The organism is Pseudomonas sp. MF08875 (genome assembly GCF_059862525.1).
The window spans coordinates 69,288-82,218 of the sequence record NZ_JCBCUW010000012.1; the positions used below are offsets into that span (position 1 = coordinate 69,288).

General features: G+C 61.1%; 12 protein-coding genes. 2 read left to right on the forward strand and 10 right to left on the reverse strand.

Going from position 1 to position 12,931, the window contains the following annotated elements; translation table 11 throughout:
* Positions 1–91 precede the first annotated feature (91 nt).
* The 8 genes from AC19YT_RS09245 to ppsA all read right to left on the reverse strand — a co-directional run bounded on the left by AC19YT_RS09245 (position 92) and on the right by ppsA (position 8,152).
* Entirely contained in the window at positions 92–1,123 is a 1,032-nt protein-coding gene (locus AC19YT_RS09245) for an OmpA family protein (protein ID WP_095107576.1), read from the reverse strand.
* Between the two features lie 106 nt (positions 1,124–1,229).
* Positions 1,230–1,820 carry an RNA polymerase sigma factor SigX gene (gene sigX / locus AC19YT_RS09250; protein ID WP_500610137.1) on the reverse strand — a complete coding sequence of 197 codons (591 nt, stop codon included), beginning with the start codon at positions 1,818–1,820 and terminating at the stop codon, positions 1,230–1,232.
* A gap of 90 nt (positions 1,821–1,910) precedes the next feature.
* Positions 1,911–2,735: a mechanosensitive ion channel family protein gene (locus AC19YT_RS09255; protein ID WP_095107574.1), complete on the reverse strand. Its 825-nt coding sequence runs from the start codon at positions 2,733–2,735 to the stop codon at positions 1,911–1,913.
* 2 nt (positions 2,736–2,737) lie between these two features.
* On the reverse strand, positions 2,738–2,983 hold the full coding sequence (locus tag AC19YT_RS09260; protein WP_095107573.1) for a CrfX protein: 246 nt from the start codon (positions 2,981–2,983) through the stop codon (positions 2,738–2,740).
* 63 nt (positions 2,984–3,046) lie between these two features.
* On the reverse strand, positions 3,047–4,042 hold the full coding sequence (gene cmaX, locus AC19YT_RS09265) for a divalent cation transporter CmaX (protein ID WP_500597508.1): 996 nt from the start codon (positions 4,040–4,042) through the stop codon (positions 3,047–3,049).
* Positions 4,043–4,052: 10 nt separating this feature from the next.
* Positions 4,053–4,544, reverse strand: coding sequence for a ribonuclease E activity regulator RraA (gene rraA, locus AC19YT_RS09270; RefSeq protein ID WP_095107571.1), 492 nt, complete (start codon positions 4,542–4,544; stop codon positions 4,053–4,055).
* Between the two features lie 142 nt (positions 4,545–4,686).
* Complete coding sequence (locus AC19YT_RS09275) at positions 4,687–5,676, reverse strand: alpha/beta fold hydrolase (protein WP_500597509.1); 990 nt, start codon at positions 5,674–5,676, stop codon at positions 4,687–4,689.
* 100 nt (positions 5,677–5,776) lie between these two features.
* Entirely contained in the window at positions 5,777–8,152 is a 2,376-nt protein-coding gene (gene ppsA, locus AC19YT_RS09280) for a phosphoenolpyruvate synthase (protein ID WP_095107569.1), read from the reverse strand.
* Between the two features lie 176 nt (positions 8,153–8,328).
* On the opposite strand from ppsA, the gene ppsR reads away from it, so the two are divergent.
* A complete protein-coding gene (gene ppsR, locus AC19YT_RS09285) occupies positions 8,329–9,147 on the forward strand; it encodes a posphoenolpyruvate synthetase regulatory kinase/phosphorylase PpsR (RefSeq protein ID WP_095107568.1) in 819 nt (272 codons plus the stop codon).
* A gap of 70 nt (positions 9,148–9,217) precedes the next feature.
* Here the strand turns inward: ppsR and AC19YT_RS09290 are convergent, their stop codons facing one another.
* A complete protein-coding gene (locus AC19YT_RS09290; RefSeq protein WP_095107567.1) occupies positions 9,218–10,627 on the reverse strand; it encodes an aminotransferase-like domain-containing protein in 1,410 nt (469 codons plus the stop codon).
* A gap of 142 nt (positions 10,628–10,769) precedes the next feature.
* On the opposite strand from AC19YT_RS09290, the gene AC19YT_RS09295 reads away from it, so the two are divergent.
* Positions 10,770–11,648 carry a DMT family transporter gene (locus AC19YT_RS09295; RefSeq protein WP_500610154.1) on the forward strand — a complete coding sequence of 293 codons (879 nt, stop codon included), beginning with the start codon at positions 10,770–10,772 and terminating at the stop codon, positions 11,646–11,648.
* Between the two features lie 55 nt (positions 11,649–11,703).
* On the opposite strand, the gene prpF is transcribed toward AC19YT_RS09295, so the two are convergent.
* Positions 11,704–12,894 (reverse strand): 2-methylaconitate cis-trans isomerase PrpF, encoded by a 1,191-nt coding sequence (gene prpF, locus AC19YT_RS09300; RefSeq protein ID WP_500597513.1) that lies wholly within the window; start codon positions 12,892–12,894, stop codon positions 11,704–11,706.
* Positions 12,895–12,931: the final 37 nt, after the last annotated feature.

Sequence of the window (12,931 nt, forward strand, 5' to 3'; positions counted from 1 at the left end):
ACGCTAGGAGCCATGAAAACAGCAGGCGTTCATCAAATCGCAGGCAAAGAAAAGCCCGGCCAAGGCCGGGCTTTTCAGAGCTACCAGCTAATTACTTAGCTTGAGCTTCTACCGCAGCTTCTACGCGACGGTTAACAGCGCGACCAGCGTCAGTGGCGTTGTCAGCAACTGGGCGGGATTCGCCGTAGCCAACAGACTGAACGCGGGACGATTCAACACCGTACTGGTTGGTCAGAACCTGTTTAACGGCGCTAGCGCGACGCTCGGACAGCTTCTGGTTGTAAGCGTCAGGACCGACGGAGTCAGTGTGACCTTCAACAGTAGTGGTGGTTTGTGGGTACTGCTTCATGAAGTCAGCGAGGTTTTTGATGTCGCCGTAGCTGTTGGTCTTGACGACCGACTTGTCGAAGTCGAATTTCACGTCCAGCTCAACACGTACAACTTCAGCAACTGCTGGGCAGCCATCAGCGTCAACAGTTACGTTGGCTGGGGTGTCTGGGCACTTGTCGACGTTGTCGCACACGCCATCGTTGTCGCTGTCGGAGCAGACTTCAGCCGGAGCTGGAACTGGAGCAGCAGCAGGCTTGGAGCCGCCACCGAAGTTCACACCGATACCGACGCTTGGCGCCCACTCGGTGTCGCCTTGGTCGATGTTGTACTGAGCTTCAACACCAGCACGGGCGTAGAAGTTTTCGGTGAAGTAAAGCTTGGCACCGCCGCCCAGGTTGGCGAAGGTGGAACCGTTACGACCGGATTGGTTCTGACCGATGCTTTGATCGGAGAAACCAGCCGAAACGTACGGACGGATCATGTCGCCCGGGTTGTTGAAGTGGTACAGAGCGTCCAGTGCGGTATTGGAGCCCTTGATGTTACGGCCGTTGTCGGCACGTACGTTGTGCACTTCGTCGTAGGCCAGACGCAGCTCTACGTCGTCGGTCAGGAAGTAACCAACCGAGCCACCGAACAGGTTGCCGTCGTTTTTGAAGTTACGAGCGCTGTCGTAATACTCTTTCTTGGCGAAACCTTCGATTTCAACTGCGCCTTGGCCTTGTGCCAGCGCGCCGAACGAAGTAGCGGCAATAAGAGAACCAATGGCTAAGCCCAAGGTGTTTTTCAGTTTCATCCGTTAAATCCCCATCTGGTGATTGTAAAGCAGTCCCGCAAACCGGGGGACAACTCGGCGGCCAGTCTAACAGACTTGCCTGGACGTAAGAGATATTTGCATCGAACTAAGTTTCAGCGACGCCTGCAAATTTCTCACGTAATTTATCTAGAGCACGCTTGTAACGCATTTTTGTAGCACTCAAACCCATGTGCATTATGTCTGCGATCTCCTGAAATTCCAGTTCTGCGACAAATCGTAGCACCAGGATTTCGCGGTCAATCGGGTTCACGTGCACTAGCCAGCGGTCGAGTCCGGCCTTGTCCTCGGGCTTTGGTGTCTTTTCTTCAGACACCTCTTCGAGGGGGTCCAGGCTCAAGGCGTCCATCAAGCGACGCTTTCGCCGTTCCTTTCGATACTGCGTGATGCATTCGTTGTACGTGATGCTATAGAGCCATGTCTTGAACTTCGATTTCCCCTCGAAGTTCTTCAACCCGTACAACACCTTCAACATCACCTCCTGACAGACATCATCGGCGTCACGATCGTTCCCTAAATAACGCGCACAAACGTTAAACAGGGTCCGCTGATAACGCCGCATCAATTCTTCATAGGCGCGTGTTATGTGAAACAGCTCCGTGTGCGAGCGCGCAACCAACTCCTCATCAGAGAGCTCGCGGGGATCGTAGCGCGTGGATAGCGATTGGGCTTTATTCAAAACGAGTCGGGCCGACAGTCAGGTCAATGTCCGCCGCAGCCGGCGTTTCGCGGGCTTTTGCGGCGGCATACAGTAGCAGGGTTTGCCGGGTTAGCGGCTACTCACATGCTGCTCCAGCAGGATCCGATTGGAGAGGGAGACTAGCTCGCCCTCGTCGGTCAGCACGGTGGTTTTCACCGTGCCGATTTCCTCGATCTGGCCTTCGACCTCGCCTACACGCACTTGTTGCCCAACCTGATACAGCTCACGCACATAGATTCCTGCAAGAATCTGACCGGCGATTTCCCGGCTTCCCAATCCCATGGCCAAGGCAACTGCCAGACCAACGGTTATCAAAACGATCACGATCACATGGTTAAGCAGGTCGGTCTTGACCTCCAACTGGCTGATCGCAACAGAAATGCTGATGATAATGACCAGCCCCTGAGCAATGCGACCAAGCCCGGCAGCGTAGTCCAGACCCACGCCTTCTGCCGCCCCGCGCACCAACCCGTTGACCAATTGCGCCAACAACACCCCAACCAACAACACCAGCGCAGCGCCGAAAACCTTCGGTAAATACAGCGCAAGCATGTCGAGCGTAGCTGAAACTCGCTGAAGGCCAAGGGACTCTGCGGCAGAAACCAGAAAAATCAGCAGGACGAACCAGTAGACGATCTTGCCAATCAGTGTGGAGATCGGCACTTGCAGGCCCGCGCGCGACAGCAACTTGGTCAAGCCGGTGCCGCCCATCAGCCGGTCGAGGCCCAGCTTGGCCAGCAACTTGGACAGCAGGGTGTCAAGCAGCTTGGCCACGACAAAGCCCAGCAACAGAACGACCAACGCCCCGAACAGGTTGGGAATGAAGTTCGCCACCTTGGTCCACAACGCGGTCATTGCCGTGACGAGGCTCTGGGTCCAGAGATCAAGTTCCATATTCAATCAGCCTTATCAGCAGTACGAGCGGTAGATTTGCGGCGGGAAACCGGCGAGACGTGGGCCGAGCCGTTATTGAGCGCGATCATCAGCGCCGGCAACCAGCGGCCCAGGAGGCTGAAGAGATCACCGGCACCGACCTGGCGGTTGGCGGTTTTCAGTACGCGACCCAAGCAGGCGTCGTCGTCGCGGCTCGACGGCGTGGCGTTAAGCATGTCACGTAGGGACTGTTCAAACGGATCGTGCATACGCACCTCTCGAGATGTCAGTGAAAGACGCGATCAAAATTCTTCGGGTCACACGGCGCGCCGTCATACCCATCGCAATCGGCGGAACAACCACCATTGCCCCAGCGCCACCGAAACCATCATCAGGCACGCCAGGAGGAAGCCATATGGGCTGTCGGAGAACGGAATTCCGCCGACGTTGATCCCCAGCAGGCCGGTGAGAAAACTCATGGGCAAAAAAATCCCGGTCACGATACCGAAGCGGTACATCGTGCGGTTCATGCGCACGCTCAAACGCCGGTCTTCGGCCTCCAGCACCAGCCCCACGCGCTCGCGGGTCAATTCCAGTTCTTCGAGATAACGGGTCAGGCTGTTGTTCAATTCGTTCCAGTAATCGCCATCGTCATCGACGAACCAGGGCAGTTTGATACGGGTCAACTGGGCGAAAATATCCCGCTGTGGCGCCAGGAAGCGCTTGAGCCCCGCTGCCCTGCGGCGGATCTGCAAAATGGCCCCGTGCTCGGGTGTGTACCGCTCGTCGGTATCCAGTTTTTCCTCTTCCTCATCGACCACTTCCGAGAGGTCGCTGACCAAGTCCTGCACTTTATTGGTGAGGTACTGAGCCATATAAAGGACCAGTTCAGAGCTGGTTTTCGGGCCTTTGCCCTCGGCCAGTTGCGCCAGTAGCTCATCGGTGGCGCGCAAGGGCCGCAGACGCAGGGAAATCACCCGTTGCGCCGAGGCGAAGATGCGCACCGACACCATGTCCTCGGGCTCGGCCCCCGGGTTGAGGTTGACCCCACGCAAGAACAGCAACAGTTCGCTGTCGGGCAATGCCAGCAGGCGTGGGCGGGTATTTTCTTCCAGCAGTAAGTCGCAACTGAATTCGCTCAAGCCACTGGACTTACGCAACCAGGTCTGGGTTTGCGGGTGGCTGCGATCCCAATGCAGCCACAGGCTTTCGTGGGCCTGAAGCTGCAAATCATCGAGTTCAGTCCGGGCAATCGAACGCGCACCGCCTTTACCGTCCAGCACCAGGGCATGGACCAGGCCCCACTGCGCGTTTTCTTCCTCGAACATCTGAATCCCTTTATTCAGGCATTTTCAGCGGGCTGGGGGAGACAATCACGCCGTTGTTGTCGGCGTAGATGTACTCGCCCGGGCGGAAGGTCACGCCCGCGAAGGTCACGGGCACGTTCAGGTCGCCCACGCCACGCCGGTCGGTCTTCATCGGGTGGCTGGCCAGAGCCTGTACGCCCAGGTCGGTTTGCGCGATGACATCCACGTCGCGGATGCAGCCGTAGATCACCAGCCCTTCCCAGCCGTTCTTGGCCGCTCGCTCGGCGATCATGTCGCCCAGCAACGCACGGCGCAGGGAGCCGCCACCATCGACCACCAGCACCTTGCCCTGCCCATCGAGTTCTGCTTGTTCCTTGACCCGCGAATTGTCTTCAAAGCACTTGATGGTCACGATTTCGCCGCCGAACGAGTCTCGGCCGCCGAAATTGCTGAACATCGGCTCGAGCACCTGGACCAGGTCCGGGTAGGCGTCGCACAGGTCGGGAGTGATGTAATGGTTCATCGAGAAACTCCTGTAGAGGAAAAACACGAGGGGTCGAAAAACACGCGCCACGGTAGCAGATGTTGAGGCCGCCAGCCGTGTAATGCGCCATAGCTTAGCCGTTAGCCCGAGCCAGCGGAACGCCGATGTTAGAGCGTCGCAATCAGACTGCCAGGGCCTGCTTAGACTCCTGGGTCAACAAGGGCGAAAGCGGCTCGGCCAGCCAGCGCGCCACCAGCGGCCAGACCTCGGTGCGCGCATTCTTGCTGACCAGCATCTCAACGTGGCCGAAGCGCTCGCTGAAGCCTTGCTCTGGCCCCAGGCAGACGAATTGTTTGTGCGCCGAGCCCAGTTGGTCGAACAGTTTGCGGCAGGCCCAGGTCGGGTCTTGATCGTCGCCCGCGGCGCTCACCGCCAGCACCGGCACTTGTACCTCGGCCAGCCCGGCCCACCAGTCCTTGTCCTTTTCGCCAAAACGGCCAAACAAGCCATACCAGCGCAGGCTTTCCAGGGCCAGGCCAATAGGCTCGTCCTCCGGGCCGCGCTTGAGCCGGGAACCGGACAACTGGGCAAAACGCTTGAGAATGAAACGCCCGCTCCATTCCACCGGCGGAATTTTCAAAGGCCAATAGGTGCGGCTGACCTGGGTGCCGAAAAACGCCACGGACGCCACTGCTGGCTCGCCTAGGTACTGCCCGCCCAGCGCAGCGGCGAGGGTGATGCCGCCCAGGGAATGGCCGATCCAGTGCGGTACCTGGCCGCTTTGCTCACGCACGAAGGCGGCGATGGCCGGCAGGTCGTAGCGCGCGTAATCGGCCACACGGTTGTTGCGATAGGCTTGGTTGCGCTGGGACAGACCATGGCCGCGCATCTCCGGAATCCACACATCGAACCCGGCCCGCGCCAGAAAGGCGCCCAAGCCCAGGCCCTTGGGGGAAAACCAGAAGCGTCGATTGGAAAAACTGCCATGCAGCAAGACCACCGGAACGCCGCGCACCGGGCCGCCATCGGCCATGCCCAAACGGGTGACGGCCAGCTCCACGGAGCCGTCCGGGCTGTTCCCGGGCTTGAGGCGGTAGACATCTTCGCTCAGATCACCGCGCCGTTCGGCGCTAATCAGGGCGACAGGAAATAGGTTGCTGCTGCTTTGCATAATGCTCTTGCACAAAAAAGGGCGGCATCCGAATGGAGCCCGCCCTGCTTGAATCCCAAAGCGCCGCTCAGCCAAGGCTGCGCGGCGCCTCATCCATCGATCAGCCTGCTGCCTGGCCTTCAGCCAGGAAGAACCAGGTTTCCAGCACGGAATCGGGGTTCAGCGAGACGCTTTCGATGCCCTGCTCCATCAGCCATTTGGCCAGGTCAGGATGGTCCGAAGGCCCCTGGCCGCAGATGCCGATGTACTTGCCAGCCTTGTTACAGGCCTGGATGGCGTTGGCCAGCAACTTCTTGACCGCCGGGTTACGCTCGTCGAACAGGTGCGCGATGATCCCGGAATCACGGTCCAGACCCAGGGTCAGCTGGGTCAGGTCGTTGGAGCCGATGGAGAAGCCGTCGAAGAACTCCAGGAATTCCTCGGCCAGGATCGCGTTGGACGGCAGTTCGCACATCATGATGATGCGCAGGCCGTTATCGCCACGGGCCAGGCCGTTTTCGGCCAGCAGGTCGATCACCTGGCTCGCCTCGCCCAGGGTGCGGACGAACGGCACCATGATTTCGACGTTGGTCAGGCCCATTTCATTGCGCACGCGCTTGAGGGCGCGGCATTCGAGCTCGAAGCAGTCGCGGAAGGCTTCGCTGATGTAGCGCGAAGCACCACGGAAGCCCAGCATCGGGTTTTCTTCTTCTGGCTCGTAGAGCTTGCCGCCGATCAGGTTGGCGTATTCGTTGGACTTGAAGTCCGACAGGCGCACGATGACCTTTTTCGGGGTGAAAGCCGCCGCCAGGGTGCTGATGCCTTCCACCAGTTTCTCGACGTAGAACTCGACCGGATCGTCGTAGCCGGCGATGCGCTTGTCGACGCTGTCTTTGATCTCTTGTGGCAGCCCGGCGTAGTTCAGCAGTGCCTTGGGGTGCACGCCGATCATACGGTTGATGATGAACTCCAGGCGGGCCAGGCCCACGCCGGCGTTCGGCAATTGGGCGAAGTCGAAGGCGCGATCCGGGTTGCCGACGTTCATCATGATCTTGAACGGCAGGTCCGGCATGGCATCCACGGAGTTTTTCTTGATGTCGAAGCCCAACTGGCCCTCGAAGATGTAGCCGGTGTCGCCTTCGGCGCAGGAAACGGTCACGCCCTGGCCTTCCTTGAGCAGCTCGGTGGCGTTGCCGCAACCGACGACTGCCGGGATACCCAGTTCACGGGCGATGATCGCCGCGTGGCAGGTACGCCCGCCGCGATTGGTGACGATGGCGCTGGCGCGCTTCATGACCGGTTCCCAGTCCGGGTCGGTCATGTCGGAGACCAGAACGTCGCCTGGCTGGACCTTGTCCATCTCGGACACGTCCTTGATGATGCGCACCTTGCCAGCGCCGATGCGCTGGCCGATGGCGCGGCCTTCCACCAGCACGGTGCCGGTTTCCTTGAGCAGATAGCGCTCCATGACGTTGGCCTGGGTGCGGCTCTTCACGGTTTCCGGGCGGGCCTGCACGATGTACAGCTTGCCGTCGTCACCGTCCTTGGCCCACTCGATATCCATCGGGCACTTGTAGTGCTTCTCGATAATCATCGCTTGTTTGGCCAACTCGGCCACTTCCGCGTCGGTGAGGCAGAAACGCGCGCGATCAGCCTTGTCAACATCGACAGTCTTGACCGAACGACCGGCCTTGGCCTCGTCGCCGTAGATCATCTTGATGGCCTTGCTGCCCAGGTTGCGGCGCAGGATTGCCGGGCGACCGGCCGCCAGGGTGTGCTTGTGCACGTAGAACTCGTCCGGGTTGACCGCGCCTTGCACCACGGTTTCGCCCAGGCCGTAGGCGCCGGTGATGAACACCACGTCACGGAAACCCGACTCGGTGTCGAGGGTGAACATCACGCCGGCGGTGCCGGTTTCCGAACGCACCATGCGCTGCACACCCGCAGACAGGGCCACCAGCTTATGGTCGAAGCCCTGGTGCACGCGGTAGGAAATGGCGCGGTCGTTGAACAGCGAGGCGAACACCTCTTTGGCAGCGCGGATCACGTTTTCCACGCCACGGATGTTCAGGAAAGTCTCTTGCTGGCCGGCGAAAGAGGCATCCGGCAAGTCTTCGGCGGTGGCAGAGGAACGCACGGCCACGGCCATATCCGGGTTGCCGGCCGACAGGGCGGCGAACGCGGTACGGATCTCGGCGTTGAGCTTCTCGGGGAACTCGGCTTCCATGATCCATTGGCGGATCTGGGCGCCGGTGCGGGCCAGGGCATTGACGTCGTCCACATCCAGCGCGTCGAGCGCGGCGTGGATCTGTTCGTTGAGGCCGCTCAATTCGAGGAAATCACGGTAAGCCTGAGCTGTCGTGGCAAAGCCACCCGGCACCGACACGCCAGCACCCGCCAGGTTGCTTATCATCTCGCCAAGGGATGCGTTCTTGCCCCCTACATGCTCCACATCATGGACGCCGAGCTTATCGAGGGAAACTACGTACTCTACCAAGGTGATCTCTCCACTAACTGTGTTGGAAAAGCTCAGGAGGCCGGCAGCTCAAAGGAGCATTTGCCAGCGATATGGCCTGGACCTGGAAAATAAGTGAGAATGCTGGCCAATTGGCGGCCAACAAATCGCGCCTATCATATCCAAGAATCGTGACTAGCTTAAGGCCCAAGGCGCAAATGAAACGATCTGCTTTCTTTATCTCCGACGGCACAGGTATCACAGCCGAGACCCTCGGCCAGAGCCTGTTGGCGCAATTCGAAAATATTACCTTCGCCAAATTCACCCGTCCGTACATCGACAGTGCGGAAAAAGCGCGGGCAATGGTACAACAAATCAACAGTGCCGCCGAAAAGGACGGCTTGCGTCCGATCATCTTCGACACCATCGTCAACCAGGACATCCGTGAGATTCTCGCCACGTCCAATGGTTTCATGATCGATATCTTCTCCACCTTCCTCGCGCCGCTGGAGGCCGAGCTGACCGAGCACTCCTCGTACTCGGTGGGCAAATCCCACTCCATCGGCCACAACTCCAACTATATGGAGCGTATCGAGGCGGTGAACTTCGCCCTCGACAACGACGACGGCGCCCGCACCCACTATTACGACAAGGCCGATCTGATCCTGGTGGGCGTGTCCCGCTGTGGCAAGACCCCGACCTGCCTGTACATGGCCATGCAATTCGGCATCCGCGCCGCCAACTACCCGCTGACCGAAGAGGACATGGAGCGCCTGCAACTGCCCAATGCCCTGCGCGCCCACCAGCACAAGCTGTTCGGGCTGACCATAGACCCCGACCGCCTCACCGCGATCCGCAACGAGCGCAAGCCCAACAGCCGCTATTCGAGCTATGCCCAGTGCGAGTTCGAGGTGCGTGAGGTGGAAAACCTGTTCCGCCGCGAGAACATTCCCCACATCAACTCCACGCATTTTTCGGTGGAAGAGATCTCGGCGAAGATCCTTGTCGAAAAAGGCGTGGAACGGCGCTTCAAATAAGCGGGCCATGACCGGCGGCCCAAGTGACGTGATCCGGCCTGGGCAGCCGTCATCACTCTCGGCCATTTCACTAGCCTGGCCGGCGCAGCACCTCGCCCAACAAGGCAAAACCCTCTGCCAGCCAGGCGTCATCTGCGCTGGCATTGCACACACTGGCGCGGATGAACTGCGGCACCGCGGCCTGCCCCACGGCGAACGCCTCGGCGGTGGCGACCAGGTAATTGCCTTCCTTGAGCCGCGCCTCCACCTCCGAGGCCCGCCACGGCTCGGGCACCTTGATCCAGAAATGCGGGCACCCGGGTTGGGTCTGGTACTCAAGCCCGCTCAACTGCCCTTCTACCAGCGCCTTGCGCCGAGCAATCTCGGCCACCTGCTGCTGCAGTAACTGCGCGGCCACACCCTGTTCAATCCAGGCCGTGGCCAGCTCCAGGCTCAGGGGCGTGGCCATCCAGCAGGTGGCGCGCACCGCGGCTGCCAAGCGCCCCACCAACGCGGCGGGCGCATGCAGGTAGCCAACCCGCAACCCCGCCGCCAAGGCCTTGCTCAAGCTGCTGATAAGCACGCTGCGCTCAGCGGCAAAATGACTCAGGGGCAAGGGCCGGTCAGCCATCAGCACACCGTGGGCCTCATCTTCCAGCACCAAGAGGTTGTGCTCCCGGCAGACCCGGGCGATGGCCTCGCGCCGTTCGGCAGACATCACCGCCGTGCTCGGGTTTTGCAGCGTCGCCGTGCAGTACAGCGCCGCGACCCGGTGCATGCGGCACGCCTCAGCCAACGCCTGGGGCAGCAGGCCTTGCTCGTCCATGGCCAGGCCCAGCAACTTGATGCCCAGCATGCGCGCCACACTGATAAGCCCCGGGTAGGTCAAGTGCTCGGTGACCAGGGTGTCGCCGGCCTTGAGCAGGCCCATCAGGCAACACAGCAGGCCGTGCTGGCCGCCATTGACGCAGATGACCTGGGCCGGGTCTGGCACAAAGGCGCCGTGACGCATCCACTGCGCACCCGCCATGCGGTAGCGCAATAGCCCGGCGTCGGCGGTGTAGCCACCCATGCCCTGCAACGCCGCGCGGTCACCGGCCAGGGTTTGCAGAGTGCGGGCCATGCTGGCGGTTTCCTGGCCGGGGATGTGCTGGTTGCGGCTCATGTCCAGGCAGGCGCGCGGTTCATCGCCGACATTGCGAAAGCCCTGGTCACGTACCCGTTCCATGCCCTGCTCGCGCACATAGGTACCGTCGCCGACCCGCGCCACTACCAGGCCCAGGCGCTCCAACTCGCCATAGGCACGGCTGACGGTGCCGATGGTCACTCCCAGGCTGTCGGACAGCAAACGGTGCGGTGGCAACTTGCAACCAGGCTCAATCAAACCCTGGGCGATGCCCGCCGCCACCGCCTCCGCCAGGCGCTGGTACTTGGCGCCCAGGCCATCGGCCAACCCGGCCCGCATCATTGACACCATGGCAATACTTACTTTGACGGCCATCTGCTTCCCTAATAACGTGCCGAAAAGGGTTCAATTTCGGATCAAGCCTCGAAATATAGAGGTCAATTCCGTTTCACGAAAGGAGCAATCAATGCCCACTGCCATCACCGCCCACCCGGCCCTCCCCGCACGCAAGGCGTGGCTGGCCAAACTGGTCACCAGCGTGCTGTTCCTGATTGTCTGCCTGAGCTGGGGCACCACCTGGCTGGGGATCAAGATCGCCGTGGAAAGCGTGCCGCCCCTGACCTCGGCGGGCCTGCGGTTTCTGATCGCTTTCCCGCTGTTCCTGGGCTTTGCCCTGTGGCGCCGCGAACCCCTGCTGTTCCCTCGGCAAAGCCGCTGGTTTTTCGTGTTCGTCACCCTGTCGTACTTCAGCGTGCCGTACTACTTGCTCAACTACGGCGAAATGCACGTCTCGTCCGGCCTCACGGCCCTGCTGTTCAGTTGCATGCCGGTGTTCATCCTGATTTTCAGCGCACTGTTCCTCGGCGAGCGCATTCGTGGTGCGCAGGTGCTGGGGATCGGCATCGGTTTTGCCAGCCTGTTCATGATCCTGCGCAGCCAGGGCCTGAGCCTGGACCACGCGGAGTTCCTCGGCGTGGTGGCGATCCTCACGGCCGCCATCCTGCATGCGCTGTGCTACGTGATAACCAAGAAACAAGGCACGGCCATCAGCGTCATCACCTACAACACCCTGCCCATCGGCATTGCCGGGCTGATGCTGTTCGTCGCCGGTTGTTTTTTGGAAGCGCCCGCGTTCGGCGCCATCAGCCAACGCTCGTGGGCCGCCCTGCTGTACCTGGGGCTGGTGGCGTCGGTGGGGGGCTTTATCGTGTACTTCATCCTGCTCAAGCGCTTGAGCCCGATCATTCTGTCGTTCGTGTTCATTATTTTCCCGGTGTTCGCCGTGGTGATCGGCGCCTGGTACGAAGGCCAGGTGGTATCCCGGGAGTTGATGCTGTATTCGGCGATTTTGTTGGCGGGGTTTGCCATTACCAAGTTGCCGGCACGGCAAGGGTGAGGACGACTTGGAGAGAGTCTGTGTGGGCTAGCCCACACAGAGGCAGAATGTGGCGTTAGAACGAATCCCCCGGCACCCGCACCCAACCTTCCATCAATACCCGCGCGCTGCGGCTCATGATGGCTTTTTTCACGGTCCATTCGCCGTTGACCTGGCGGGCCTCAGCGCCGACGCGCAGGGTGCCCGAGGGGTGGCCGAAACGCACCGCCGTGCGCGCGCCGCCGCCGGCAGCCTGGTTGACCAGGGTGCCGCAGATCGCCGCCGCCGTGCCGATGGCCACCGCGGCGGTGCCCATCATGGCGTGGTGCAGCTTGCCCATGGACAGCGCCCGCACCAGCAAATCGATGTCCGTCGCCTTCACCTGCTTGCCGCTGGACGCGGTGTAGTCGGCAGGCGCGGCGACGAACGCCACTTTCGGCGTGTGCTGGCGCTGGGCGGCCTCGGCCACGTCCTTTATCAGGCCCATGCGCAAGGCGCCGTAGGCGCGGATGGTTTCAAACATGGCCAAGGCCTTGGCATCACCGTTGATCTGGCCCTGCAACTCGGTGCCGGTGTAACCCAAATCCTTGGCGTTAAGGAAAATCGTCGGGATGCCAGCGTTTATCAGGGTCGCCTTAAAGGTGCCGACGCTCGGCACCTCCAGGTCGTCCACCAGGTTGCCGGTGGGGAACATCGACCCGGCGCTGCCCTCCTCCTCAGCCGCCGGTTCCATGAACTCCAGCTGCACCTCGGCGGCGGGAAAGGTCACGCCGTCGAGCTCAAAGTCGCCGGTTTCCTGCACCGCGCCGTCGGTAATCGGTACGTGGGCGATGATGGTCTTGCCGATGTTGGCCTGCCAGATACGCACCACCGCCACGCCATTGGCGGGAATGCGGCTGGCGTCCACCAGGCCACTGCCGATGGCGAACGAACCGACCGCCGCCGACAGGTTGCCGCAGTTGCCGCTCCAGTCCACGAACGGTTTGTCGATGGCCACTTGGCCGAACAGGTAGTCGACGTCGTGCCCGGCCTTGATGCTCTTGGACACGATCACGCTTTTGCTGGTGCTGGAGCTCGCCCCGCCCATGCCGTCGATCTGCTTATCGTAGGGGTCGGGGCTGCCAATCACCCGCAGCATCAGGGCATCGCGGGCCGGGCCCGGAACCTGGGCCGCTTCGGGCAGGTCTTGCAGGCTGAAGAACACGCCTTTGCTGGTGCCGCCGCGCATGTAGGTGGCGGGGATCTTGATTTGCGGTACGTGGGCCATGGTTGTCCTTATCAGGCGCAGGGGCTTGCCCCCCGCG

Bases quoted from the DNA above. Each gene is read 5' to 3' on its own strand.
- rraA (WP_095107571.1), bottom strand. From the start codon at position 4,544: ATGAACCATTACATCACTCCCGACCTGTGCGACGCCTACCCGGACCTG.
- prpF (WP_500597513.1), bottom strand. From the start codon at position 12,894: ATGGCCCACGTACCGCAAATCAAGATCCCCGCCACCTACATGCGCGGC.
- ppsR (WP_095107568.1), top strand. From the start codon at position 8,329: ATGAAACGATCTGCTTTCTTTATCTCCGACGGCACAGGTATCACAGCC.
- AC19YT_RS09275 (WP_500597509.1), bottom strand. From the start codon at position 5,676: ATGCAAAGCAGCAGCAACCTATTTCCTGTCGCCCTGATTAGCGCCGAA.
- cmaX (WP_500597508.1), bottom strand. From the start codon at position 4,042: ATGTTCGAGGAAGAAAACGCGCAGTGGGGCCTGGTCCATGCCCTGGTG.
- AC19YT_RS09245 (WP_095107576.1), bottom strand. From the start codon at position 1,123: ATGAAACTGAAAAACACCTTGGGCTTAGCCATTGGTTCTCTTATTGCC.
- AC19YT_RS09260 (WP_095107573.1), bottom strand. From the start codon at position 2,983: ATGCACGATCCGTTTGAACAGTCCCTACGTGACATGCTTAACGCCACG.
- AC19YT_RS09255 (WP_095107574.1), bottom strand. From the start codon at position 2,735: ATGGAACTTGATCTCTGGACCCAGAGCCTCGTCACGGCAATGACCGCG.
- AC19YT_RS09290 (WP_095107567.1), bottom strand. From the start codon at position 10,627: ATGGCCGTCAAAGTAAGTATTGCCATGGTGTCAATGATGCGGGCCGGG.